This window comes from Marinomonas shanghaiensis (assembly GCF_003259175.1).
GTDB classification, from domain to species: Bacteria; Pseudomonadota; Gammaproteobacteria; order Pseudomonadales; family Marinomonadaceae; genus Marinomonas; species Marinomonas shanghaiensis.
In genome coordinates this window covers 98,716-125,333 of sequence record NZ_QGOK01000006.1, presented here as the reverse complement: position 1 = coordinate 125,333, position 26,618 = coordinate 98,716, and the positions used below count along the sequence as shown (strand labels likewise).

At 45.0% G+C, this 26,618-nt stretch carries 24 protein-coding genes; 9 read left to right on the top strand and 15 right to left on the bottom strand.

Features of this window, described 5'->3' with window-relative positions; all coding sequences use genetic code 11:
* Positions 1 to 53 precede the first annotated feature (53 nt).
* The 6 genes from DKT73_RS06380 to cbiB form a co-directional block, all read right to left on the bottom strand.
* Positions 54 to 386: a DUF1904 family protein gene (locus DKT73_RS06380; protein ID WP_111608172.1), complete on the bottom strand. Its 333-nt coding sequence runs from the start codon at positions 384 to 386 to the stop codon at positions 54 to 56.
* A 50-nt stretch (positions 387 to 436) separates the two neighbouring features.
* Entirely contained in the window at positions 437 to 844 is a 408-nt protein-coding gene (locus tag DKT73_RS06375; RefSeq protein WP_111637743.1) for a DUF2914 domain-containing protein, read from the bottom strand.
* Positions 845 to 1,014: 170 nt separating this feature from the next.
* Positions 1,015 to 1,512 carry a xanthine phosphoribosyltransferase gene (gene gpt, locus DKT73_RS06370; RefSeq protein WP_111608092.1) on the bottom strand — a complete coding sequence of 166 codons (498 nt, stop codon included), beginning with the start codon at positions 1,510 to 1,512 and terminating at the stop codon, positions 1,015 to 1,017.
* A 96-nt stretch (positions 1,513 to 1,608) separates the two neighbouring features.
* Positions 1,609 to 2,121 (bottom strand): bifunctional adenosylcobinamide kinase/adenosylcobinamide-phosphate guanylyltransferase, encoded by a 513-nt coding sequence (cobU, locus tag DKT73_RS06365; protein WP_111637742.1) that lies wholly within the window; start codon positions 2,119 to 2,121, stop codon positions 1,609 to 1,611.
* Positions 2,118 to 3,227, bottom strand: coding sequence for an aminotransferase class I/II-fold pyridoxal phosphate-dependent enzyme (locus tag DKT73_RS06360; protein ID WP_111637835.1), 1,110 nt, complete (start codon positions 3,225 to 3,227; stop codon positions 2,118 to 2,120). Before DKT73_RS06360 ends, cobU begins: the two co-directional genes overlap by 4 nt.
* Positions 3,212 to 4,192, bottom strand: a complete 981-nt coding sequence (gene cbiB, locus DKT73_RS06355; protein ID WP_111637741.1) for an adenosylcobinamide-phosphate synthase CbiB — start codon at positions 4,190 to 4,192, stop codon at positions 3,212 to 3,214. The genes DKT73_RS06360 and cbiB overlap by 16 nt, the downstream gene beginning before the upstream one ends.
* A gap of 80 nt (positions 4,193 to 4,272) precedes the next feature.
* Here cbiB and DKT73_RS06350 point away from each other — a divergent pair, with 80 nt between their 5' ends.
* Positions 4,273 to 5,784, top strand: coding sequence for a cobyric acid synthase (locus DKT73_RS06350; RefSeq protein WP_111637740.1), 1,512 nt, complete (start codon positions 4,273 to 4,275; stop codon positions 5,782 to 5,784).
* Positions 5,785 to 5,884: 100 nt separating this feature from the next.
* On the opposite strand, the gene DKT73_RS06345 is transcribed toward DKT73_RS06350, so the two are convergent.
* The gene (locus DKT73_RS06345; protein ID WP_111637739.1) at positions 5,885 to 6,118 is read right to left on the bottom strand and encodes a DUF2442 domain-containing protein; all 234 of its coding nucleotides are present in this window, start codon (positions 6,116 to 6,118) and stop codon (positions 5,885 to 5,887) included.
* A gap of 9 nt (positions 6,119 to 6,127) precedes the next feature.
* Positions 6,128 to 6,280 (bottom strand): DUF4160 domain-containing protein, encoded by a 153-nt coding sequence (locus DKT73_RS20155; RefSeq protein ID WP_269814502.1) that lies wholly within the window; start codon positions 6,278 to 6,280, stop codon positions 6,128 to 6,130.
* 236 nt (positions 6,281 to 6,516) lie between these two features.
* Between DKT73_RS20155 and DKT73_RS06335 the strand changes: the two genes are divergently transcribed.
* Positions 6,517 to 10,242: an SIR2 family protein gene (locus tag DKT73_RS06335; protein ID WP_111637738.1), complete on the top strand. Its 3,726-nt coding sequence runs from the start codon at positions 6,517 to 6,519 to the stop codon at positions 10,240 to 10,242.
* A gap of 16 nt (positions 10,243 to 10,258) precedes the next feature.
* On the opposite strand, the gene nadS is transcribed toward DKT73_RS06335, so the two are convergent.
* From nadS to hutU, 5 genes are all read right to left on the bottom strand, one after another.
* Positions 10,259 to 10,549: a type II toxin-antitoxin system RelB family anti-toxin transcriptional regulator gene (gene nadS / locus DKT73_RS06330; RefSeq protein WP_111637737.1), complete on the bottom strand. Its 291-nt coding sequence runs from the start codon at positions 10,547 to 10,549 to the stop codon at positions 10,259 to 10,261.
* A gap of 207 nt (positions 10,550 to 10,756) precedes the next feature.
* The gene (hutG, locus tag DKT73_RS06325; RefSeq protein ID WP_111637736.1) at positions 10,757 to 11,572 is read right to left on the bottom strand and encodes an N-formylglutamate deformylase; all 816 of its coding nucleotides are present in this window, start codon (positions 11,570 to 11,572) and stop codon (positions 10,757 to 10,759) included.
* A complete protein-coding gene (gene hutI, locus DKT73_RS06320) occupies positions 11,572 to 12,837 on the bottom strand; it encodes an imidazolonepropionase (protein ID WP_198666557.1) in 1,266 nt (421 codons plus the stop codon). The genes hutG and hutI overlap by 1 nt, the downstream gene beginning before the upstream one ends.
* 89 nt (positions 12,838 to 12,926) lie before the next feature.
* Positions 12,927 to 14,465 carry a histidine ammonia-lyase gene (hutH, locus tag DKT73_RS06315; protein ID WP_111637735.1) on the bottom strand — a complete coding sequence of 513 codons (1,539 nt, stop codon included), beginning with the start codon at positions 14,463 to 14,465 and terminating at the stop codon, positions 12,927 to 12,929.
* Between the two features lie 90 nt (positions 14,466 to 14,555).
* Positions 14,556 to 16,253, bottom strand: coding sequence for a urocanate hydratase (hutU, locus tag DKT73_RS06310; RefSeq protein WP_111637734.1), 1,698 nt, complete (start codon positions 16,251 to 16,253; stop codon positions 14,556 to 14,558).
* A 315-nt stretch (positions 16,254 to 16,568) separates the two neighbouring features.
* Here hutU and DKT73_RS06305 point away from each other — a divergent pair, with 315 nt between their 5' ends.
* Together DKT73_RS06305 and DKT73_RS06300 are read left to right on the top strand one after the other, a co-directional pair.
* Complete coding sequence (locus tag DKT73_RS06305; RefSeq protein WP_111637733.1) at positions 16,569 to 17,969, top strand: formimidoylglutamate deiminase; 1,401 nt, start codon at positions 16,569 to 16,571, stop codon at positions 17,967 to 17,969.
* Positions 17,962 to 18,537, top strand: coding sequence for a HutD/Ves family protein (locus DKT73_RS06300; RefSeq protein ID WP_111637732.1), 576 nt, complete (start codon positions 17,962 to 17,964; stop codon positions 18,535 to 18,537). The genes DKT73_RS06305 and DKT73_RS06300 overlap by 8 nt, the downstream gene beginning before the upstream one ends.
* Positions 18,538 to 18,539: 2 nt before the next feature.
* Here the strand turns inward: DKT73_RS06300 and hutC are convergent, their stop codons facing one another.
* A complete protein-coding gene (hutC, locus tag DKT73_RS06295; protein ID WP_232827801.1) occupies positions 18,540 to 19,295 on the bottom strand; it encodes a histidine utilization transcriptional repressor HutC in 756 nt (251 codons plus the stop codon).
* A gap of 92 nt (positions 19,296 to 19,387) precedes the next feature.
* Entirely contained in the window at positions 19,388 to 20,047 is a 660-nt protein-coding gene (locus DKT73_RS06290; RefSeq protein ID WP_111637730.1) for a cytochrome b/b6 domain-containing protein, read from the bottom strand.
* Positions 20,048 to 20,214: 167 nt separating this feature from the next.
* On the opposite strand from DKT73_RS06290, the gene DKT73_RS06285 reads away from it, so the two are divergent.
* From DKT73_RS06285 to DKT73_RS06260, 5 genes are all read left to right on the top strand, one after another.
* Positions 20,215 to 21,246, top strand: a complete 1,032-nt coding sequence (locus DKT73_RS06285) for an AraC family transcriptional regulator (protein ID WP_111637729.1) — start codon at positions 20,215 to 20,217, stop codon at positions 21,244 to 21,246.
* A gap of 385 nt (positions 21,247 to 21,631) precedes the next feature.
* Complete coding sequence (pepQ, locus tag DKT73_RS06275; RefSeq protein ID WP_111637727.1) at positions 21,632 to 22,921, top strand: Xaa-Pro dipeptidase; 1,290 nt, start codon at positions 21,632 to 21,634, stop codon at positions 22,919 to 22,921.
* Between the two features lie 295 nt (positions 22,922 to 23,216).
* Positions 23,217 to 24,209, top strand: coding sequence for a tripartite tricarboxylate transporter substrate binding protein (locus tag DKT73_RS06270; protein WP_111637726.1), 993 nt, complete (start codon positions 23,217 to 23,219; stop codon positions 24,207 to 24,209).
* 84 nt (positions 24,210 to 24,293) lie between these two features.
* Positions 24,294 to 24,809 (top strand): tripartite tricarboxylate transporter TctB family protein, encoded by a 516-nt coding sequence (locus DKT73_RS06265; protein WP_111637725.1) that lies wholly within the window; start codon positions 24,294 to 24,296, stop codon positions 24,807 to 24,809.
* A gap of 7 nt (positions 24,810 to 24,816) precedes the next feature.
* Complete coding sequence (locus DKT73_RS06260) at positions 24,817 to 26,325, top strand: tripartite tricarboxylate transporter permease (RefSeq protein ID WP_111637724.1); 1,509 nt, start codon at positions 24,817 to 24,819, stop codon at positions 26,323 to 26,325.
* Positions 26,326 to 26,618: the final 293 nt, after the last annotated feature.

Genomic DNA, 26,618 nt, shown 5'->3' with positions numbered 1-26,618 from the left:
ACAGCCGTTTTCAATAACGGAAGTGCTTCTTACGGTCAACAGCACACTCTTTATTAAAAGTGCTCACCGTTTTCATAATAATCTTTCCCTTGTAAATCATGAAACAGCACGGTGATATCTTGTCCACTGTCTACTAAGGGTCTAACCAGTTCCTCAATAATGAGAGCGACCTTACGCTTCACCTCGTCCCCGCGGTCAAACCAAAAGACATCAAAAAAAGGATAGGCAGGAGAAGCGCCGCCTACTGCTAAAAAAGTCGTCGCTTGATATTCAAGGGTAAAGTGTGAATTAGGCGTGTCCGTAATTTCTGCTAAATTCTCGACCAAAATATCGGCAATGGATTCTAATTCATCAAACGCCAAGCCGCGTACACGTAAATGAGGCATAACCGTCCTTACTTCTAAGATAATAATTTACTCGAAAGGGAAGCGAGTTGTTACTCGCTGTCCACATAGTCAAAAGAGTGAGTTTCTATCACCGCGCCATCCTTAACCACATCCACACTCCACTTGCCGTCAAACCCTGGCATTAAGCGTTTACTTGACCATACTCGCCAACGATCTCCACCAATATCAAACGCGACATCAGCCTGCTCTTGATCATCCAGCTTCCAACGATGAATCACTTGGCTACCTTCCATGTCACGTAAATCCGTGAAGAAATACACTCGTTGTATCTCACCGTATTCTACTTTTACCACGGGACCAATGTCATCGATTGGTTCACGATCGACTACATCCGTCGAAAATTGCGCACGGGCAACCGTGCCTTCCGCCCACGCTGGTAATATCGTTGCAAACGATAAAATACCAGCCAAAACCACTCTAGTTAGCGTTTGCCACATATTGAAATCCTATAGTCTTGTTATTTAAATCACTTTTAAGCAATCTATTCTATGAAAACCCAGTGATAAAGTTAGCTCAAAAATATGTAAAAGAAACGAGAGTTTTGTGTCATTTTGCCACACTCTCGTTGCTTTTTTTAAATGACAGCCCATTGATAACGAAGTGCAGCTTATTTTCCTTGGCGATCTGCCAACGGCGTCGAAAAGGTATATTCCATATCCCAAGGAAAACGAATCCAAGTATCTTGACTGACTTCCGTAATAAAAGTGTCCACCAAAGGCTTGCCAGCCGGTTTGGCGTAAATCGTCGCAAAATGGGCTTTTGGCAGCATTTCACGTACTTTCGCAGCCGTTCGACCCGTATCGACTAGGTCATCAACCAAAATAAAACCTTCGCCGTCGCCTTCCACACCTTTTAATACATTAAGCTCGCCTTGTTTCATGGCAGCATCCCCTTTCTCATCCGCACCATAACTGACAATACAAATAGTATCGATCAGACGAATGTCCATTTCGCGACATAGGATCGCCGCTGGTACCAAGCCACCACGGGTAATCGCAATAATTCCCTTCCATGGCCCTTGCTCTAATAACCGCCAAGACAACGCACGAGCATTTCTGTGTAACTCTTCCCAAGACACTGGAAAATCTTTTGAATAAGGGGTCATCTTCAAAGCTCCTACGCTTTTATCGTTCATTTTATCTACTGTGCAGGGTGACAAATGGGTCACAAGACAAGCAGACACTCGGTGGAATAGGCCAGATTAGGATTTTAGCGGTAGAGGCAGTCCTGCCGCAACAAAAGTTACCCGATCGGTCAGTTTAGCCAGTGCTTGATTCATAGAACCTGCCTCATCACCAAATCGCCGAGCTAAGGCGTTCATTGGCATAATCCCCAATCCCACCTCACTGGAAACCAGAACGAGATCCCCTTGAAAACACGCTACCGCTGTCAAAAGTGCGTGTTTTTCTTCTGCCAGTCGAGTCTCATCTTCTAAGCACAATAAATTCGTCAACCACAGAGTAAGGCATTCGACGATCACCGCATGATCCGGTGAATTAAAGGCATTCAGAACACTGGCTAAGGCCAATGGCTCTTCGATTAATTGCCATTCTTTAGGACGATTTTCTTTGTGCAGACGAATCCGGTTCGCCATCTCGTCGTCCCACACTTGCGAGGTAGCCACATAACACACAGCTTTGCCGCCAGCAGCGACTTGCTCTTGGGCAAAAGCACTTTTGCCACTTCTCACCCCACCGAGAACAAGATGTTTCATGCAAGCTCGCCCCTTGAATAGCCCTGCGTTTGACCTCCTGCCGTCTTTAATAGTCGAATCAGCGCACTGTTTAAAGCATCCATTTCATGCAAAGCGGGTAACGCCACACGAATCCAGCCGTCACCTAAACGGGTATGAATGCCCACCTGATGCAACATAGTAAAGACTTGTTCTGCGTAGGCCTGACTCTCTAGAAACCAAGTCGTAAACAAGGCATTGCACACGCTGTCTTGCGAATCAAAAATGGTATTCAATTTTGGCATAATCCGCTCGACAAACGCCGCTTGTCGTATCCCTATATGTTGCAAAGCCTGAGCTTGCCACGCCTTATCGGCAAACGCCAAACACACCAAATGCAAGCTGGGCGTAGCGACAGGCCATGGCCCCAATAAATTTTTCAGCGCCGCCTGCCATTTTGAAGCACAAAAAACAAACCCAACTCTTGCACCAGCCAAACCAAAAAACTTCCCAACAGAACGCATAACAAACAGAGATTCACTCAAATCGGACGCTTGAAGCTTCAACACACTCAACTCAGGAGTCGCATCAATAAAAGCTTCATCCACCACCAAACTGGCACCTTGTTGCTCTGCATGAGTAATCAACTGAGACAAGGTGCTGGCTGACGCGAGCTTACCCGTCGGATTATTCGGTTGAATCACCACCGCCACCGCCCAATGCTGCGTCAGTAATTCCTCTAACGCGTCATAATACACAATCTCATAACCCCATTTTCGCCAAGCAAAAGCATGTTCCTGATAACCAACACGCGGCACAAACACGGTTTGAGAGGTCAAACCTGCGCCTTCTCGCAACAGCGGCGGCAAAGATTCAATAATGTGCTGGGACCCAGCTCCTATGGCATTAGGACGACGGCCAAAATAACGTTCAGCCTCATCCAACAAGTCCGTTTGATCCGGCAAAGCCATCCACAAAGAAGCAGGGATCTCAGGAATCGGCCACGGTTCTCGATTACAGGCAGAAGACAGATCCAACCAATTTAACGCCTCATTGCCCACCTTACGTTGCCAATAGGCCAAATCACCACCATGCTTGGGCGCTGCTAACGCAAGCTGACTAAGGGAACCTTCTAGATTAACAGGCATATTACCAATCCCCATAAATACACACTTTTATCCACTAACCAAATCGCTTCTTTTAGATGTTTGGGTGACGGTGGCTCTCCTTCTCCTAGAGTAGGCCTTGTTTCTATTTTGCCAAAATATGGCGCCTCACCACCCAGTTGAACCCCTAACGCACCGGCTCCAGCGGCCATAACAGGACCCGCATTGGGGCTTTTCCAACGCGCTGAAGGACGACGAGCACTGCGAATAGCCGCCCACCAATGACCACATGCCGCGTAGGTATAAATCACCAAGCGTGCGGGCAGATAATTCAGCACATCATCAAATCGTGCGGCAAACCAGCCAAAATGCAACAAAGACTCGGTTTTATAGCCCCACATAGCGTCTAGCGTATTGGCCAAACGATATAACAAAGCCCCCGGAGCCCCTAACAATACAAACCAAAAAATCGGCGCAAAAACCGCATCACTGCCGTTTTCCAATACCGACTCAATACCGGCCTTCGCGACGGCAGACTCATCCAAATTTTGTGTATCTCGACTGACGATATAACTCACCGCAAGACGTGCCTCATCGAGTTTTTCAGCTGTCTCTTCAGTCGTCATTCCAGACGATTGCGACACAACGGATAACGGCTGATAAATCGCCAACGCGTGCTCCCGCAAACTCTGCCAACCAACAGCAAAATACAGCACCACAATAGACAGAATCACATCCAACAAATTGGGCAATAGCCAAAATAAAGCGAATAAGATCAATATCCAAGGCAGTACCGCGATCAACCACGCCAAAACGCCAACCATACGTTGACGAGCATAAGACGTGTCTAAAGGCAGCTGGATATGCTGGCGACACAAATCCACCCAGCGACCAAACCAAATCAACGGATGCCAGCTTTTGGGCTCGCCTAGCAAGCGATCTAACACCAATGCCGCCAACACCATCAGGCTGTTTGCAGATAAAAAGTCAAAAATTGCAGTCATCATGAATATAGGTCGTTTTTCACATAATAGAACAATGAGGTAGAATTCTATCACCTTATTGATTTAAAGCGTGATGACTCTGAATGCCAGCCTTTAGTTTAATGGTCCAAGGGACCACGTCCGATGCCGGAAAAAGCACCCTAGTAACCGCTTTATGCCGCTTATTTGCCCGCCGAGGCATTCAAGTCGCGCCCTTTAAACCACAAAATATGGCATTGAATAGCGCCGTGACCCAAGATGGCAATGAGATTGGTCGTGCCCAAGCGGTACAAGCTTACGCCGCCGGGCTCGAACCCCACGTCGACATGAACCCTATCTTGCTTAAACCCAATACCGATGTCGGTGCTCAAGTCATCATCCAAGGTAAAGCCGTGGGCAACATGGATGCCGTGGGCTACCACGAATACAAAAGCATCGCCAAAGTGGCGGCGTTAGATTCTTACTATCGTCTTGCCGATCAATATCAGGCCGTGCTGATTGAAGGGGCTGGCAGCCCAGCAGAAATTAATCTACGAGCTCGCGATATTGCCAACATGGGCTTTGCCGAAAGCATCGATTGCCCGGTTATTATCATTGCTGACATCGACAAAGGTGGCGTCTTTGCCCACCTCGTTGGCACCTTAGATTTACTCAGCCCCAGCGAGCAAGATCGTGTTATTGGTTTTGTTATCAATCGCTTCCGTGGAGACATTAGCTTGCTGCAATCAGGTTTAGACTGGCTTGAAGAACGCACAGGCAAACCCGTCATTGGTGTCTTGCCTTATTTAAAAGGCTTCCACCTTGAATCTGAAGACGCGGTTGCCCACAGCCCAGTAAAATCCAATACCAACACCAAACTCAACGTCGTTATTCCCGTCATGCCTCGCACCAGTAATCACACAGATTGGGATGCGCTTCGCCTGCACCCCGATGTGCAAGTCACACTGGTCAAAGCAAACCAGGCCATACCGCCCGCCGACCTTGTTATCTTGCCGGGCAGCAAAAGTGTGCAAAGTGATTTAGCGTTTTTACGCCAAGAAGGCTGGGAAGCGTATTTGAATACTCACCTGAGATATGGTGGCAAAGTCATGGGCATTTGCGGAGGCTTTCAAATGTTAGGGGAAACCTTACTCGACCCCTATGGCTTAGAAAACCAACACGCCAACACGCAAGCATCAGGCTTTGGTTTTATCCCCATGACCACAGTTCTAGAAAAAGAAAAACAACTCAAGCAACGCCAAGGCTATCTGCAAATCGAGGCAAACCAAGCCCAACTCACGGGGTACGAAATTCACTCCGGCGTATCAAGCTTTTCGAGTGATACAAGCTTCCGCCATTTCGCTAACTTAAAGAATGGAGAAAATAACGAAAATAGTGAAAAAGAAGGCTATATCTCAGAAGATGGCCGCATTATCGGCACCTATTTACACGGCATATTCGACCACCCAGACGCCCTGCAAGCCTTACTTCATTGGGCTGGCGTTGATCAAGCCGCCGCATTCGACTACGACCAATACCGCGATGCCGAAATCAACCGCCTTGCCGACAGCGCCGAACAACACATCAACATCGACGCCCTTATCGAACAATGCAAAGCGTTTCAAAAAGCAACATGAAGGCTATTTAGCAAAATAAGGCAAAACTCAACATCTAACAGGGTGCTTCGGGCGCTAATAACCATAATGATGGATTTCAGTAAGTTGGCGCCGAAACAGTTTAGGGAGAACTTAATAAATACAGGGTATCTTTATTGAAGTCCTGCTCGTGAGGCCATTGAATGCCACCAAACGCCACTGAGACTTGCCTAAAGTAATTCTCATCCTTTAGCTCTTGGAAAATACCTTTCTCCAAAAAAGGTGACACATCAAACACACGAACATCATTATTCTCAAACGTAAGTCTGAGAAGATAAGAGTCCATTGGTTCAACAGCAGTCACTTTGGGGTTCATAAAGCACACTTATTTGAGAGGGTCTATTTTAAAAACGGACTCGCCATTAACCGCGAGCGCCCAGTCAGCTATCAACTCATCCTTGTGTATTTCAACCCAAGCATCAACCAATTTTTGCTTTGGTTTAGACAAAGAGCCTTCCTGTACGAGTCCGTCCCCAATATGACATCACTATCTTGATAGTACACATGGATATGTGAACTTTGATGCTTTTGATTATCAAAATACTACATACGCACTATGATCCCATAGAACATTTAAATGGTTGGCATAATTGCCTTCCTTGACATGATTAAGCTTTATAGTGAATGGTACTTTAGCACCACGAGCATAAAGAGGTAAAAGTCTTTAGTTGACGATACAATCTATATTAAACCAATTTTCTAGGAAGTAAGCTAATGCGCTTTTATGCTGATGGACCGAATATACCGGATCAATTACTAGAGTTACGAGACCAAGGAAAGGTTGTCTTTTTCTGTGGAGCTGGTGTATCAAAGAATGAAAAACTTGATAACTTTGAAGAACTGACACAGGCAGTTATGGATCATTTCGATCCACCTGAGAGCTTCGAATCCTACCAAGCATTTTATTCGCGCTACAAAGAGCACAGCATTCCTATACTAGACCAAGTTTTTTACTTTCTACATCAAGAGTTTGGCGTTAATGAAGTAAACCAAGTTGTCGCTGAACGCCTGTCTACCGATAAAAAAATAGCAAAAAGCCATCAGGATATTTTACGCATTTCAAGTAACCTTGATGGCATTCCTCAAGTTGTAACCACCAACTTTGACCATCTTTTTGAGTTTTACATTTCTGTCTCCACTCCCATATATGAAGCGCCATCATTGCCTAATTTAGCTTTAACTGGCTCTGTTTCAGGCATTACATACCTACATGGAAAATTGAAATCACCTCAAGATGAAAATCATGACTACATTCTTAGCAGCGCTGACTTTGGCAGGGCCTATTTATCACAAGCATGGGCTACCGAGTTTGTTAGATCATTACTAGAAAACTTCACAGTTGTGCTACTTGGTTATCAGGCAGAAGACCCGCCGATTAAATACTTATTACAAGGTTTACATCACAACAACACCGTAAAACAACACTCAATCTATGCACTCGATGTAGAGGGAAATAACACCCAATCAAAGTGGCGTGATAAAGGTGTTATCCCAATAACATCCATTGGTTTCCCTCAACTATGGCAATCTATCGAAGCTTGGGCTGAACGAGCCGATAACCCACGTAATTGGCGTACAAAAACATTAGAGCTCGCCACTAAAAAACCTCAAGAGCTCCAAGCATTTGAGCGCGGGAAAGTTGCTCATATTGTCCATACGACAGCGGGTGCAAAAGCATTCCGAGATCAAAAGCCTACACCTCATCCAGAGTGGCTTTGCGTTTTTGACCCAAAATGTCGATTGGCTGCAGTTGCTAAAAATTTTACGGAAAACACAACTTTCGATCCATCTGAAACTTATGGTTTAGACGACGACCCTTCTCATGAGGAAATAAAAGCAAAACAAATAAAGATCGACGAAGAAAAAAATTTACTGCATTGGAATACGGGAGATATCAAACATACTCGACCACTAAACCTCACCAGTTCTTATAAAGATATGCCAAACCGGTTATTTGCATTGGCACAATGGATAACCTTTATCATAGACAGCCCAATTACAGTTTGGTGGGTTCTCAAACAAGATAAAGTGCATTCGTTCTTATTAGATATGCTCATTTCAGCTGTTAACAGAAACGACTCTCTAGAACAACAAGCTAAGGAGTTCTGGAATCTAGCATTCACATACCACAAACGTCGGTACTTCTTAAACAGTGAAAGAGACTCTAAATTTGACTTACTAGACCGCATGAAAAAGAATAATTGGTCTGATACAGCATTACGAGAATTCGAGGCATTAACAACTCCCTACATAAGCATTGAACAACCCATAGGATTAGCAAGAGCTAATCCACCAAACAATAGCTGGTTAAAGATTCATCCTTATGATTTAGCTGAATGGAAAATTAAAGGGATTGATATTGACCCTGAAAAGCTCAATATTCCGGCAGAGGTTCTTCCTACTGTTTTTCGTATATTAGAAACACAACTCATAAAACAAGATTCTCTACGTTATGTTGTTTCTGAATTTAGGCTAGGCTCCCCCAATTGCTACAAGGGCAGAGAAGTAAAAGGACGTTCGTATGATGGAGACGAGCTGTTCAACTTATTCTTAGCAGTTTTTAAACAACTGATCAAAGAGAATACCCTTCTCGCAAAAAGCCATGTACTTACTTGGCCAACCAATCATTTGAAATGCTTTGAATTGTTAAAGCTCTTCGCCATAAATCAAAAAACATTATTCTCACCTGAGGAAGCCTATGATTATTTAATGGCATTAGACGATAACGTGTTTTGGGATTCATATGTATGCAGAGAATTACTGTTTCTCATTATGGATCGATATTCAGAACTATCCGAATTACAGCAAGAAAATTTAATAGACAAGTTATTCATGGGCCCAAACATTGACCCAGAAAATGGCATGACCGAGGAAGAAATCACTCGATCCATTTGCCTATATATCAGGCGCTTACAATTAGGTAGCGTTATAATAAATTCAAAGCAACAGAAAAGATTTGAGGAATTAAGTAACACACTCACCGACTGGTCTGATGAATGGGCTCAACAAATTACCGCTATAAACCATGGCGACAGTTATATTGTATCAACCGACGATTCAGCAGAGCCGATTAAAAATCTTCCGACTAATGAAATCGCAAATAGCGCCATCGCTATAGGAAATCGGCTAGTAGGTGAACGAGTACAGAAAAAACCTTTTATAGGCATTGTTAAAGCAACGCCAAGAAAAGCATTGCTTGCTTTAGGTCATAAACGCAGGCGTGATGAATACCCGTACGAGCTCTGGGAGCAATTAATTGAACATATTTCTATAGACATCGCTCCAAGAGAAATGCGCTTTTTCTTAGCTCAATTATCACGCCTACCCCATCCAGTTTTGATTAAGCTTGCTTATGCACTATCAAGAAAATTGCAGGAAAACTTTAATTTCTTAATCGACCATTACTCTACTTCTTTTTGGGTGATTTTTGATCATATCCTGAGTTCTATACAACAAGAAGAGTCGGATTTAACAACAAAAAAAACCTCAGGTTCATATGGTTTAGCAATAAATTCATCGGAAGGAATTCTAACTGAAATTATTCTACAACTAATAAATCAGCTACAATTAGACTACGCGCAAGGGATACCTGAAAAACATAAAATAAGGCTAAATAATTTACTCTTTTTACCTTCTATTAGATCAGAAAATACAATTGCCAAAATCACTCATAACCTAACATGGTTAAGCTATATTGATCCAGATTGGGTGAATGAAAAAATCATTTTGCTTTTTAGCCTTGATAATGCAAAAGCTCAGGCTGCATGGGATGGTTATCTAACATCAAACAATCCATGGCTAAAGAAAGGCTTTGCTGAGCAAATTTACCCATTGATTAACGAGCTTTTTCCAACCATATATGACAATGAATGGGATAAACATTTATCTAATAAAGCAGCTGTAATTTTAGTTGAACTAACACTTAATGGCTCAGAAGAAGATTGGAGAGTCAGTTTCGATGACATGCGCCGTTGCTTAAGGTTAATGTCAGAAAAAAATATTCAAAATGTCATCAGTCGTTTAGCGCAAATTGGTCAAGATGATCCATCAGACTGGGAAAATAAGGTTATACCCTTTATTCAGCAAGCATGGCCGAAAGAAATAGCATTCCAAAAAACAGAGTTTACAGCTTCATGGCTTTCTCTTTTAGAATATTCAGAGGATGCTTTCCCTAAAATACTTAAAACAGTCCATCCTTTTCTTATAGCAGACCAAAATCATACTCATCTATACGCCTTTTATCGAAATAGAGATGAAGTACCATTAGCTCAACTTTTCCCAAAAGATACGCTAGACCTTTTAGATAAGATCATTATAGACAAAACAGAAATAATAACTGATGAAATTCCGAACATTCTCAAGATTATCATTGAGTCAGATCCATCACTACTGAACAATGCAAAATACAAACGCTTAATCGCTATTATTGAAGGCAGTTAATGTATCGCTTGAAGCGCTACCCATGCAATGCTTTCAGCGCATACTCTGGATCAGCATCAACGATTTTAAGTAAGGCTCGAGCTGGTCCAGTTGGATGACGGCGACCTTGCTCCCAGTTTTCTAGCGTACGCTTGCTTACACCAAGCAGATTGGCAAAGCGGCTTTGACTTAGGCCTGTTTTCGTACGAATTGCCTTCACTTCTGGGTCTGCAAACTCTGTGATTCGTGCTGCTGAGGCTTGACCTTTTATAATGTTGTCAGCTTGTTGTACGCTTTCTAGCAATTCATTGAACATGTCGTCATTCATTAAGACCTCCTTTCAAAAACGTCCATAATATCACCAAACTATACGCCATTGACGTAAGTCTTCGATTATTAATTAAGCAAAAATACATAAAAGCAGACAACACGTCATTACAGCATCGTCAAGACAATGAGACTAGGAACTCTTTTGCAAAAAAATCCCCATGCCGTTTTCACCGCATGGGGATTCTTAAACTATAAATAGTTAAAACTAAAAACGAACGTATAGACAGGCTTCAATAACGTCTTTCAGTTGTTGCGTAATCAACGGCTGTTTCTGCTTATCGAGCTGATATTCAGACTGCTTAGCTAACTCATCGTTTAGGTAAGTCGCTTGGGAAAGTTCCAATTGAATAGCATGAATACCGTCATTTGGTTGACCGAAGTGGCGAGTAATGTAGCCGCCTTTGAAACGCCCGTTAAGCACTTGTGTGTAGTGTGGGAGCACTATTTGCGTGACGGCATTGGCGATGGCTGCGTCGCACGCTTTGCCTTCATTGGTGCCCCAGTTAAAGTCTGGCAATGTGCCGTCAAACAACATAGGAACTTCGGCCGCGATACTGTGGGCATCAAACAAAATCACGTAACCAAATTTGGCTTTTAGTCGCGCCAGCTCTTGCTCAATCGTATTGTGATAAGGCTTCCAGATCTGTTCTTTGCAAAAGGCTTTGTGTTCATCACTTGGTGCTTTACCATCGACAAAAACTGGACTGTCTTCGAACAAGATATCAGGGAACAACCCCGTGGTTTTGGTGGCATAGAGCGGTTTGTCATCGTAAGGGCGATTAAGATCAATGACATAACGAGAATAGTTTGCCTTAATGTAACCCACACCCAATGACGCGAGAAAGTCATACAGCTCTGGAATAAACCAATCGGTATCAGGCAGCTTCTTGGCTTGATCTGATAAGCCAGCTTGCACATCGGCCGTCAGATTCAGCCCTGAATGCGGCATGCTCACCAATAAAGGCGAATCTCCTTGTACAAAGTCAAAAGCCGGTACGGTTAATGAAGCGTGTGTTGTCATTATGCTGGTTCCCCTTGGCTATTCTTACCTTGGCTATTTTTACCGTCAGATTGTTTGCCTTCGTAAACTCTGGTTTTCACTAGATCACCGCCGAGCCAGTAGCTCAATTCGCCGGGGCTTTCTACATCCCAACAAACAAAATCCGCGACTTTACCGACTTCTAGGCTACCATGAGTATCCGCCATTCCCAATGCTTTTGCGGCATGAATGGTCGCACCAGCCAACGCTTCTTCTGGCGTCAGAGCAAACAAGGTACAAGCCATGTTCATCATCAATCGAAGCGACAGCGCTGGCGAGGTGCCTGGGTTGGCGTCTGTAGCAATCGCCATCGGTACACCATATTGGCGCAACAAAGCAATCGGCGGACGTTGTGTTTCTTTTAGGGTAAAAAACGCGCCCGGCAATAACACAGCAACCGTGCCGGATTCTGCCATGGCGTGTACATCGGCCTCTTCAATAAATTCAATATGATCTGCCGACAATGCCTTGAACGACGATGCCATGGCGGTGCCGCCTAATGAAGACAACTGCTCCGCATGAATTTTCACAGGCAAACCTAACGATGCCGCGACTTTAAAATAACGCACCACTTGTTCAGTACTAAAGGCGATACCTTCACAGAAAGCATCTACCGCATCCGCCATACCAAGCGTGGCGACTTTCGGCAACACCGTCTCGCAAAGATAATCAATATAAGCGTCTTTATCGGCGTACTCAGGCGGCATGGCATGGGCAGCCAAACAAGTTCGCTTTACCGTCACCGGAAAACTATCTCCTAGCTGGCCTGCCACACGCAGCATTTTCAGTTCGCTTTCAAGTGACAGCCCATAACCCGACTTGATTTCAACCGTGGTCACACCATCTGCCATCAAGCTTTTTAAACGCCGCGCGGCACTAGCAATAAGCTCCGCTTCGCTGGCGTCACGAGTGGCTTTCACTGAGGAAGCAATGCCGCCGCCCTGCTGGGCGATCTCTTGATAACTCACGCCATTTAAACGTTGTTCGAATTCGCCCGCGCGATTGCCACCAAACACAAGATGCGTATGGCAATCAATCAACCCTGGCGTAATCCAACCTCCATCCAAATCGTACTCATGTTGAGCCTGATACCTAGGCAAATGACGTGATTCGCCAATCCAAACAACACGACCACCAACGACGCCAATCGCCGCGTTTTCGATCATACTATATTGACCACCTTGCATAGTGGCAACATGCGCACCGTGCCATAAACTGTCCAATTTCATCAGAGAATCGCGTGTCATGTCGTGTACCATAGCCTCTTTTTTCACTCAAAATCAAAAACGAAAAAGCAGTTCGTTGAGAACTGCTTTTTGCACCTTATTCCAATAACTTACACGACCAGACTGGGCAACAAGCCTGCTGGCATCGTCTCGTTATGCACCGCTTCCAACAACAGCTCATTGGCTTTCTCAATGTCAGTCGCGAAATAACGGTCTTTATCATAAAACGGTACGCGAGCACGTAAAGTCGCACGAACATTTTCTAGGCGCTTACTGGATTTCAGTGGTGCGCGGAAGTCCAGACCTTGTACCGCAGATAGAATTTCCACCGCCAAGATACCGCGTGTATTTTCCGCCATGTCTTTCAAACGACGTGCCGCAAAGGTCGCCATGGAAACGTGATCTTCTTGGTTCGCCGACGTTGGCAAGCTGTCTACCGACGCAGGATGTGCATAGGTTTTGTTCTCGCTCGCCAGCGCCGCCGCGGTGACTTGGGCAATCATGAAGCCAGAGTTTACACCACCGTTATTCACCAAGAATGGTGGCAACTTGCTTAGGTTACTGTCGATCAACAAGGCCATACGGCGCTCTGACAAACTGCCGATTTCAGCAATCGCCAAGGCAAGATTATCCGCCGCCATAGCCACGGGTTCGGCATGGAAATTACCACCGGAAATAATGTCACCTTCTGCTGCGAACACCAATGGATTGTCTGATACCGAGTTGGCTTCCACACACAAAACTTTCGCCGTGCTGCGGATTTGCTCTAAACACGCGCCCATCACTTGGGGTTGGCAACGAAGTGAATACGGGTCTTGGACTTTTTCACAACTTTGGTGAGAATCGCCCAACTCAGACGTTTCACCTAAAAGATGACGATACGCGGCAGCCGCATCGATTTGTGTTTGATGACCACGCACTTCATGAATACGCGCATCGAATGGGCTACGGCTGCCCAATGCTGCTTCCACAGACAAAGAGCCGCAGACAACAGCAGAAGCGAATAAATCTTCCGCCTCGAACAAACCTTCTAATGCAAACGCCGTCGAAGCTTGCGTACCGTTTAGCAGTGCTAAACCTTCTTTTGGCGCTAGGGTAATGGGCTCTAATCCAGCAATAGACAAGGCCGCCCGACCGGAAATCACCTCACCACGGTAACGGGCTTTGCCTTCACCTAATAACACAGTACTCATGTGCGCCAAAGGTGCTAAATCACCCGATGCGCCTACAGAGCCTTTTTTCGGAATACAGGGATACACTTCTTTGTTGATCAAGGTCAGCAAGGCTTGAATCACCTCAAGACGAATACCAGAGAAACCACGCGCCAAACTGTTTACCTTCAACGCCATGATCAGTTTAACGGTTTTGTCTTCCATCAACTGACCAATACCTGCCGCGTGAGACAGCACAATGCTGCGTTGCAGCTCTTCCAGATCTTCTGGTGCAATACGCGTATTTGCCAACAAACCAAAGCCTGTATTAATACCGTAGACAGTACGGTTCTGGGCAATAACATCGTTAACCACTTGCGTACTGGCATGAATCGCAGGAAAAGCACTTTCGTCTAGCGTTAATTTAACGTGACGACGACTGATTTGACGCAACTCGTTAAGCGTCAATTGACCTGGCTTAATTGTTAATTCAAACATGGTGTTCCTCAATTTTTATTCTCAAATCAAAACGCCGGATAACGGTCGTTCCTCCCTCATCCGGCCTACAAATTTTCCATCAACAACAAATTATTTAGCTTGATCGCCAGTGATCATGGGTAAGTTTAGCCCCTGCTCTTTCGCGCAATCGATGGCAATCTCATAACCCGCATCCGCATGACGCATCACGCCTGTCGCTGGATCGTTATGCAATACACGCGCAATACGCGCTGCCGCTTCATCACTGCCGTCACACACAATCACCATGCCAGAATGCTGAGAGAACCCCATGCCGACGCCGCCACCGTGGTGCAAAGACACCCAAGTTGCCCCAGAAGCGGTATTCAACAAGGCATTTAACAACGGCCAATCCGATACCGCATCTGAGCCATCTTTCATTGCTTCCGTTTCACGATTTGGACTGGAAACAGAACCCGAATCCAAATGGTCACGACCGATAACGATGGGCGCGGATAATTCACCGCTGCGCACCATTTCATTAAAGGCTAAGCCTAATTTGGCGCGCTGTCCAAGACCTACCCAGCAAATGCGCGCTGGTAAGCCTTGGAATTGAATTCGCTCACGGGCCATGTCTAACCAACGGTGTAAATGCTCATCATCAGGAATCAACTCTTTTACTTTGGCATCGGTTTTATAAATATCTTCTGGATCACCCGACAAAGCCGCCCAACGGAAAGGCCCAATACCACGACAGAACAAAGGACGAATGTACGCTGGCACAAAACCTGGGAAATTAAACGCGTCTTCGACGCCCACTTCTAAAGCCATTTGACGAATGTTATTGCCGTAGTCAAAGGTCGGAATGCCCATTTTTTGGAAATCCAACATGGCTTGTACGTGTTTCGCCATAGAATGTTTTGCGGCCGCAACCACTTCTTGAGGTTGTGTTTGCGCTTTTTCACGGTACTCATCCCAGCTCATACCGGATGGCAAGTAACCGTTTAGTGGATCATGGGCCGAGGTTTGGTCGGTCACCATATCTGGCCGAATACCACGTTTTACCATTTCAGGCAGGATATCGGCGGCGTTACCGCAAAGCGCGATAGACACCGCTTTGCCTTCTGACGTGTATTTTTTGATGCGCGCCATGGCATCGTCTAGGTCGGTCGCTTGCTCGTCCACATAACGAGTGCGTAGACGAAAATCAATGCGGCTTTGCTGACATTCAATGTTCAATGAACAGGCACCCGCCAAGGTGGCCGCTAGCGGCTGAGCCCCGCCCATGCCACCAAGACCCGCGGTTAATACCCAACGGCCTGCCAGTTTGCCATCGTAATGCTGACGACCCGCTTCGACGAAGGTTTCGTAAGTGCCTTGCACTATGCCTTGGCTACCAATATAGATCCAAGAACCCGCGGTCATTTGGCCGTACATGGCCAAGCCTTTCGCATCCAACTCGTTAAAGTGCTCCCAGTTGGCCCAATGCGGAACAAGGTTTGAGTTAGCAATCAATACGCGCGGCGCGTTGCTGTGGGTTTTAAACACGCCCACTGGCTTACCTGATTGAACCAGCAAGGTTTCGTCTTCTTCTAGTTCTTTTAGGGACTCAACGATCTTGTCATAACACTCCCAATCACGTGCCGCACGACCAATACCACCGTAAACCACTAATTCTTCTGGGTTTTCTGCCACATCAGGATCTAGGTTGTTCATCAGCATACGCATGGGCGCTTCCGTGAACCAAGATTTAGCCGTCAATGTCGTTCCGGTTGCCGCTTTTACGACACCAGCGCGGTAACGTTTTTGAGCGAGTGTTTGTTTCGTCATTTCCCAATCCTCTAAAACTTAAGTAAAAAGTCTTTTCATCAATTATTTAAATCGATAAAGCAAACCAACATGTATATACAACTTACACAAAGATAAAATCTAATTTTTCTAGATGCAAGATATTTTTTACACTAAAGCCAGTTAAACCCGTTTAAATAAGAGAAAAATGCCACCAATAAAAGCAAAAATGCCTTATCAAACAAGTGCTAAGTAGAGGCGTTTAGGAAGGCAAAATAAACTCATTAAAAACTAACTTGTATATACATTGTTTTTTCTATTACACTCGAATGATCAATATTCATTAGGGAATGACTTGTGACTCGCCAACACTCTACTCATTGCGATAATACTCAACACTATTTTGCGCAACGCGCTTTGCTCACTTCTGGCTGGGCGAAAGATGTGCTTTTCTCTGTAAAAAATGGTCAATTTCATTCTTTTACAGCAAACAGCGCACCAATGGCAGATTGTCATGTGTTATCTGGACCTGTTTTACCGACGCTGGCCAATGTGCATTCCCATGCTTTCCAACGCGTCATGGCAGGCGCAGCAGAAGTCAGTTTAAATCCCAATGACAGTTTTTGGAGTTGGCGTGATTTAATGTACAAAATCGTACAAAAGCTCACACCAGACGACGCACACATCATTGCCAAACGGCTTTATATCGACATGCTAAAAGCCGGTTACACACAAGTCGGGGAGTTTCACTATCTGCACCACGACGTTGGCGGAAAGCATTATGACCAGCTTGGTGAGATGTCAAATCGGATCATCGCCGCCGCAGACGAATCAGGAATGGGGTTGACGCTATTACCTGTCTTGTATTCACATTCTGGCTTTGGTGGGCAAGCCCCGAACGCCGGACAAGCGCGATTCATCAACAGCACAGATTCGTATTTGGCATTGCACCAAGCCTGCGATAACGCGTTAGCCAATCATACTCGCCACAAGTTAGGCATTTGCTTTCACTCGCTGCGTGCAGTGACCAAGCCACAAATAGAAACCGTACTCTCTGCGTTAAAAAAAGACGTTCCAATACATATCCACATCGCCGAGCAACAAAAAGAGGTGCAAGACAGTCTCGCTTATAGCGGACAGCGCCCTGTGGAGTGGCTAAATAACGAAATCGGCTTAAACGAGCGCTGGTGCTTAGTTCATGCCACTCATCTAACCGACACTGAGCGCCAAGCCATTGCGAAGAGCCAAGCCGTTGCTGGACTATGCCCAACCACTGAGGCGAATTTAGGCGATGGTATTTTCCCCGGTGTGGCTTTTGAGCAGGAAAAGGGTCGTTGGGGAATCGGCTCTGATAGCCATGTGAGTTTGTCCATCGTCGAAGAATTACGTACCTATGAATATGGACAGCGCCTACGGGATCAACAACGCAATCGCTTATATCGTGAAGACCAAACCAGCGTGGGGGATAACCTGTATCAGCAAGCTTTGCTGGGTGGTAATCAGGCTTGCCAAGTCTCTTTGGGATTAGGTATAGGAAACCGAGCTGACTTTATGGTACTGGATGAATCTCATCCTTTTATCGCCGCCAGCGAAGCAAAAGATTTGCTCAATCGTTGGTTATTCGCCACCAATGAAAACCTTGTCAAAGACGTCTTTGTGGCCGGCACTCACACCATCAAAAACTTCCACCACCAGCATGAAGACAGCAGCCGTCTGGCCTTTACTCAAGTGATTAAAAAGGCCATGTACCATGCCTAAATTAACGATTATCGAACAAGCACAATACCAACGAATGCCATGGAAAAACGGCCTTGGGGAAACCCTAGAAATTCAACGCCATGAAGATGAAAGCGGCCTACGCTTTCGCATCAGCCAAGCGTCAGTGGTAGAAGATGGCGTATTTTCCGACTTCAGCGGCTTGAATCGTACCTTGGTCTTACTCTCTGGCGAAGGCATGACGCTAGAACACAAAAGTGAGACAGGTTGTCAAATAAACAAACTGGACAGCCCCTTAGATATCGCAAGATTTTCAGGTGGAGATACAACTTACGCCACATTGAAAAATGGCAAGATTGAAGACCTGAATATTATGGTGAGAGACGACGACACTCAAGCCAGAGTTCAGGCATGTACAGCGCCTTGCTCCATTATTTTTGCGGACACGGATACACTGTTTTGTGGTTTTTATGCCTCTGAGGGCAGCGTGATTGAAATGGAAAACGCCAACACAGCCGCAATCAAAGCACACAGCATGGCAGTGTTTTCACAAAACGCCAAGACAACATTAACCCAAGGCCGTGGCGTTTTAGTGTGCATCAGAGCATAAAATTAACGCCCAAAATGCCCAAACAGTTGGAAACGCGAGCCGGGGTGGAGTAGACGCGCGGCAGTGACGATGTCATCCCCCGCCCAAGTACGGCGTTTAATTTGTAAGCAGGGTTCTGATGCTTGTATACGCAGGCGCTCGCACTCAACGGGGCTAGGCAATATGGCTTCTACGAGATGCTCGCCTTCTGTCATGGGGGCGACGCTCATGAGATATTCATAAGAAGTATGCAAAGAGAAATCCTGCTTATCATAGTCAGGAGCAAGATTGGCATTCACAATACGCTCTTCGATTTGGATGGGGAAGTCGTTTTCAAAATGCAACACCACTGAGCGAAAAATTCCGTGGTTGGTTCGAACGCCTAAGTTCATGGCCTCTTCCATGGTCGCCTTGGCGGATTCTAATACCAATAATTCAGAGCGATGTTTGTGACCGCGGGCCGCCACCTCTTCTGCAATATTATGCACTTCAAACAACGCTGAGTGGGCTTTCTTCTCAGCCACAAATGTACCCAGTCCTTGGTGGCGCACAAGAAAACCTTCCGCGGTTAATTCTCGTAAGGCACGGTTCACTGTCATCCGGCTTACACCCAACGCTTTTACTACCTCAGATTCAGACGGGATACGCTGATTCACTTGCCATTGGCCTGAGGTAATTTTTAATGAAATAGCCTGCTTTAACTTAGCGTAAATTGGAAGGGGCGCATCCGGTAAGTCATCGAACAAATTTGCTAAATTAGAGTTGGTTATATCAGACACTAAGGTTTCCATCTATTCAGGTGTTTAAGGGTTGATAACAGGCAATAATAACAAATAAACCACCTGTCTATACATTTAAAAAATCCATTTATTTAAATTGGCATCAGCCAAAGCGCAACTAACCACGAAAGTCCCATCAATAAAGAAAAAACCACACCCCAACGTGGGGTTTTCACGGCGATAACAACGGACGTTGAATGCTTTTTACGTCCATGAATCATGGCGGCAATGAGCCTCTCTTTAAGACACAACTCATGATACAACACGGCCAACACATGCACGGCTACTAACCCTAAAAGTACATTGGGTAAAAAACGATGAATAGACGCCAACTCACTTGCCCAGTCTTCTGGGATGAACGAATAAAAAGGCCCAAACCAAAAAATATCATCACTGGTAAACAACCCAGTCGCCCATTGCACGGAAAGCGCAGCAAGCAAAACAACCACCATCAGCGCCCCAATCGGGTTATGCCCAAGGTAATGTCTCGGCCGCCCGGTCAACAGCGACCATGCAAAACGAAAAGCAACCTTTGGTCCTTTAACAAACTGGCGAAAACGCGCGTAATACGATCCATAAAAACCATATAGAACCCGTGCAATGATCACCGCAGATAAACCATAACCCATGTAAAAGTGATATTGAACGTAGTCTGCGTCAGATTTACCGGTAATGATCAAACCCGTAAATAAAAACACCATTAACCAATGACTAATGCGTACCGGCCAATCCCATATCAGTGTCGATTTCATAACTAACCATTCCCACCATGAATATTATTGACTCAAAAAACACTTACTTGCCAAAGAGTGACATTAAACATTATGCTGTGAAAAGCAAGATTCTGGCCATCAAGTTTGCCACAATGGGTTAATCAACACGTTTATGAACACATCATAACTTCAAGAGTGAGACAAATATGGTTGTCATATTGTTGCTAATCACGTTTGCAAGCATCCTATTGCTCGCTTATTTCATTTTGTTTAATGGTCGTTTTTTTGGCCGACGCAATGCGGTGATTGACGCCCCTATTGACCGTCTGGCAGAAGATTTAAGTGATCTTACTAATTGGCAAAGCTGGCTGCCTTGGCTCATTTATGAGCCCGATGCCCATGTGAATTATGAATATTTAAACTCAGGTATTCATTCGGTTTTTCCCAGCTGTTTAGTATGGCAGGGGAAACTCATAAAAGACGGACACATGACATTAGAGCCTGCTCGTTCAGGCGCTCATTACTTTCATACGCTGTTAGAAGCGCCTGCGTTTTATCCAACTGATGTGCACTTTAATATTGATCTCACCAAACAAAAAGAACGCACTCTAATAACGATTCAGATAACAGGCAAGCTGCCTTTCTTTCGTCGCTGGAAACAAAAAAATTACAGTCTTCGCGCCAATAAAGACGCAGAGCTAGCACTGTTAAAAGTATTAACGTATCTGGGCAAATACAACATCACGTCAGATCATCAGTACCATGAACCACGCTTTGAATGGCTTGCTAAAGCACGACTGGAGAATGTGGATGCCGTAACGCGCCCATTTGTCGTGAGTAATCAGCCCATGTCACAAAAAATGGACCAGGGCTTTCATGACTTATTGACCCAACTTGGTCCAGAAAACCCACCTGCTGGCCCCAGTTTTGCCCTGTATAAAAAAGCGGATATTACCCATCACTACTTTTCTGGTCGCTTGGGCATTCCCGTGCAAAATCTAGTGCCTTGTGAACTCTACCCAGAACGTATCGTTCTGCGTGGCTATTATTTGCAATTACGCTATTACGGCAGCTACCAAAATTTATCTTTGGCGTGGCATGTATTATTTAACTATATGCGACTGCATCGTTTAACCCTTAATCGCCATCGTTATGGCGTCGAAGTCTTCGAAGTGGGCCCCACTCAAACAGAGAACGCGAAGGATTACGTGACGCTGGTTTGTTTGCCAATTAAATAATTGGCTTGGCTGTGGTTTTGTGGGACAGTCTGGTCTCAATTGTAAAAAGGAATCCAATAATGCTCGAATCGCCCAAAGTCATGTCACTCGTTGACAGCCTTGTACGAATTGTTTTAACCATCGCTTTTTTTTATCTTTTCAAGCACTTTTTCGTCATAGAGAATGATCTATTGCTGGCGTTCGTGTCGGTACTTTGTGCCTTTGTCACCTTTAAAGGCAGCATTTTTCTCTTTCATAAATTCACCGCCAACAAGCAATAAGTATACAAAAAATCCAGTTTTTTAGCGTATGCTAATGTTTTATATCCCCCTGAAAAAACAACGCAGACGAAATGGACACCAGTCAGCGTTTTAGCTAACACTTGCCAATGAACAAGAGTCCTTTTATGACAACACGCTATCAAGCACACCTCGCCATTATCGGTCATCGTTATGAAGACGCTATGGCACATTTTAGCCTTGACGCCATTGTTTTAGCTTCAGGGGAAAAAAGTTATTACTTTCAAGACGATCATACTCACCCCTTTCAGGCCTATTCTGGTGCACAACAGTGGTTGCCTTTTACCTTAGGCGCTGAAACCTATGTCGTACTAAAAGCGGGCGAAAAACCGACGTTGGTTTGGCCTGTTCGTGATGACTTTTGGCACGCTCCCAATCCTGTTCCGAGCGGCGATTGGCAGCAGAATTGGAATATCGTGACCGCCAGAAAAACAGATAAGTGGTTTGCCGATCTGCCGAAAAAAACCGCTTGGCTTGGCCCCAATGCCTTGCCATTCGCAGTCACTTGCGAAGGCTTAAAGGCTTACGTGGATTTTGCGAAAGCGGTTAAAACAGACTTCGAAATTGACGCCATGCAACAAGCAAGCTTACGTGGTGCGGCAGGACACCTCGCGGCTAAAGAGGCTTTTTTAGCGGGAATGAGTGAGCTTGATATCCATCTTGCCTTTTTAAAAGCCAGTCAGCAAAGTGCTTTTCAAGAACCTTATCCTGGCATTGTCGGTCTAAATGAACACGCTGCCGTGTTGCATTACGAGCATAAATCCGTACAACAGTTGAGTGATTCTCGTACACTACTGATTGATGCGGGTGCCAACGAGCATGGTTACGCAAGTGACATTACTCGCACCTTTACGCGCCATGCTGATGATTTTAATGCCTTGATCCAAGACCTAGACACAATGGAGCAGACACTTTGCCGTCAAGCGATGTCTGGCGTTAACTTCCGAGATTTGCATCAAAATACACTCGCCGGTATTGCGAACCTATTGCATGAGCATAAGATTTGCTCTCTCAATGTTGAAGAACAATTAGCCAAACGCATTCCGCACGTTTTCTTTCCTCATGGTTTAGGGCACTTACTTGGCTTGCAAGTTCACGATGTAGGCGGTCATCAAATTGATAAACAGGGCACATTAAGCCTACCGGATGAACAGGCTCCTTTTTTACGCCTCACGCGAACCTTAGAAGAAAATATGGTCATCACCATTGAACCTGGCTTGTATTTCATTCCTATGTTGCTGGAAAAAATGCAGGCCGAGATACCACAGCACGGTTGTGATATGGCACGCATCCAGCATTTTTTACCGTATGGTGGTATTCGTATAGAAGACAATATCGTGGTAAAGAGCCAGCAACCGATCAACCTCACCCGAGAGGCTTTTTCAAGTCAGCCCTAATTCTCCTTCACACTTGCCCTATTGATATCAAATCCTAACGATTAATGGGGCAAGTAAATAAGGTGTTTTTTGTTCAAATAGATCAAAAATCGTCGATTTTAACGTCCCTATCTATAACTAAAAGATCACAAAATGGGTAAAATATGGAATAGATACCATCTTTATAAACAATAACCCATAGGCTAAGGTTACAGTGGTTCCAAAATACCAGTTGAAGCACAGAACTGGTATCGATCACTAATAATAACAAAACCAAGCCAAGTTCATTTAAAGATGAACACCAAAGAGGCCAATAATGAAAAAAACAACGATTGCGTTACTAGCAGCACTTTCCCTTTCTTCCAGCCTAAGCTTCGCGGATTATCCAACGAAAGACATTCAAGGCATCATCCAATGGGGCGCGGGCGGTTCAACAGATACCGTAATGCGTTCTATCGCTCCTCATGTCGAAAAAGAGCTTGGAACCAGTATCATCCTGACAAATAAAACCGGGGGTGTTGGTGCCATAGCGACTAAGTTCGTTGATGCAAAACAAGCCGACGGCTATACATTGTTAATGGGGGCGGAAAACCCTCAGATGTATAAAATTTTAGGGCTATCGGATATCGACTACAGCGATATGATTGCGATCAACGTGTTGGCTCGTGGGACGCCAATTATTGTCGCAAATAACGACGCGCCTTTTAACAACATGCAAGAGCTTATTGATTATACCAAAGCGCATCCAGGTGAAGTGAAATTTGGTTCTACAGGCCCTGGTGGATTAACCTCTATTGTGACAGCTATGTTGGACTCTCAAGTCAAACTGGACTACATCAGCATTCCTTACAATGGTGATGGCCCAGCACTCACCGCGCTTCAAGGCGGTGCGATTGACGTCATGCCTGCCGTACTCGGTGCTACTATCGAACAAATCAAGGCGGGACGAATGAAAGCCATCAGTCTTGTCGATGTAGAATCTAGCAAGCTACTGCCAGATCTTGCGCCTATTACTGACGCACTACCAGGCATGAAAACCTACCTTCCATGGGGTCCTTTCTTTGGTGTATTCGTGAAAAAAGGCACACCAGACGACGCCGTAGAAAAATTACAAGCTGCCTTTCAAAAAGCCGCATTCAACAGCGACTTTGTTGATCTCATGCAAAAACGTGGTTTCACCATCATGAACATTTCTGGAGAAGAAGCCGATTACTTCCTTGACGCTTACCGTTCAACGTCTTCTTGGTTGGTACACGATGCAGGCTTTAGTAAATTCTCACCTGAAGAGTTTGGCATTCGTAAACCATAAGATTGAAATGCCAATAATCTAATCCCTAGACGCGGCTTACATGGAGTAAACGCGTCTTGTTTTCTTGTTTTATCTGGAGTTGCCATGTCCAGTCAATCCCCCTTTGTAAAAACCCGTAAACCTGGAGAGCGCATTTTTTGCTTTCTGATGATTGTGGGAAGTGTTTATCTGTTTTGGCAATCTTATGCTATTGCAGGGTTCAGTTCGTTCAGCTCGCCAGGAGCATTTCCACTGGCGGCCTCTGCTACTATGGTATTGGCTTCCTGTATTACTTTTTTAAATACTCTGAAGCTACCCGCTGCCGAAAACGTTCGCTTCGTTTATCACTGTTTTCCGCCTATCGTTGCCATTGTTATGGCGTTAATTTTGATTTATTCCGTCGTGTTGGAAAGCCTAGGCTTTGTTCTATCAAGCTTTGCTTTTCTGTTCGTTTCCATACAGTTTTTATATCGACGCAACGTGTTAACCACTCTCGCCATCAGCTTATTGGCCATGGTTATCGTGTACATTATTTTTCGCTTAATTTTCCAAGTCGTGCTTCCTGAAGGCATCGTACCTGAACGCGAAATTTTATCCTCAATAAAATCTTTGTGGAGATAGTCATTTTATGGATGCGTTACATTATTTTGCCATGTCTTGGCTGTCACCAGAGTTACTGGGCTTAACGGCACTAGGCACTTTTCTAGGCATTTATGTCGGAGCAATCCCTGGCCTGTCCGTGACCATGGCGGTTTCGATTCTAATTTCGTTCACCTTTGCATGGGACGTCAATTACGCACTTTGCTTAATGGTCGGTGTTTATATGGGCGGTGTTTACGGTGGCTCTCGCACCGCCATTTTATTAAACATTCCAGGGGCGCCCTCAGCCATTGCAACGGCATTAGACGGTTATCCGTTGGCTAAAAAAGGCCTAGCAGGAGAAGCGATTGGCCTGTCTACCATTATGTCTGTCGTCGGTGGCTTTGTTGGTATCGTCGTCTTAGCGCTCGCGGCACCTACTGTGAGCGAATTTGCTATCACCTTCCAGCCTCGTGATTATATGATGCTGGGGATACTAGGCATCATGCTAGTCGGCTCGCTGTCTGGTGGCAGTCTAGCAAGAGGGATTTTTGCGGGCGCACTGGGGTTGTTAATCGGTACTGTTGGACTGGATCCGATGACCGCCGAAGAACGCTTTACTTTTGGCGTTGTCGAACTTTGGGATGGCATTAACCCGGTTGCGGTGATGATTGGTATGTTTGGTATATCGGAAGCCCTGCATCAGTTACATCATATGAACAAGGCCGTAGTGAAACAAAAGATCTCTCGCATTATCCCTAAATGGTCAGATATTAAAAAGTACATGCCGCTAAGCTTACAGACCTCATTTATTGGTGTCATCGTCGGCGCATTACCAGGTACGGGTGGTGATATTGCGGCGTTAATGGCGTACGACCACGCCAAACGTGTAACCAAAAACCCGGAAGTCCCTTTTGGCGAAGGCGCTAAAGAAGGTTTAATCGCCCCTGAGGCGGCCAATAACGCTGCCGTTGGTGGTGCCTATATACCAATGCTGACTCTGGGCATTCCTGGAGATGCGGTCACTGCCGTATTTATTGGCGCCTTGTTTATTCATGGCTTAAACCCAGGTCCTTTATTGCTCATCGAACAACCGCATATGTTTTGGTTCACTGTTGGCAATTTAACCTTAGCCAATATTTTCGTACTGATCTTTGGTTTAACCGGCATTAAGATGTTTTCGAAAATCGTCGAGTGCCCAAAAGGTATCCTGATTCCACTCATTTTCCTTCTGTCGATTGTCGGTGCGTATGCAATTAACAACGCAATTACCGATATCTGGTGGATGCTGGCTTTTGGTGTATTTGGTTACTTTATGCGTCTCTATGGCTTCCCTGTTGGGCCAGTGATTTTAGGAGTAATACTGAGTTCATTAACCGATGAAAACTGGCGTCGTGCGATTCTGTCTGAACGTGGCAGTATCAGTGACTTGTTTATCAATGTATTTCATAGCCCACTTTCAACCATACTCTTTAGTGTGATCGTTTTAATACTCTTTACCCAGTCCCCTATTTGGACACGATGGCTAAAGCGAAAACTCTTTCACGAAACAGCCTAAGCAAGGATTACTAAAGCAAAGACGAGCCCACTTTTAACCCGTTTTTTCATGCTATAACGGGTTAAAAGTGGTCGATTTCAAACAATATCCTTACTTGTTTTTACCCCTAACCGCTTATCCAAAAACGACAACTCCTTCCTAAATATCGGCAAATCGCGCCTCCATAAAGCAAAAAAGACGAAAAACACCATTATGGTGCAGTACAAAAAGATGACCTCTTTAATAATTCACTGCTTTTTAAAACGTATCTAGTGGAATACCAATGTCCTTTTATCTGTTTAAAGAAGATCAAA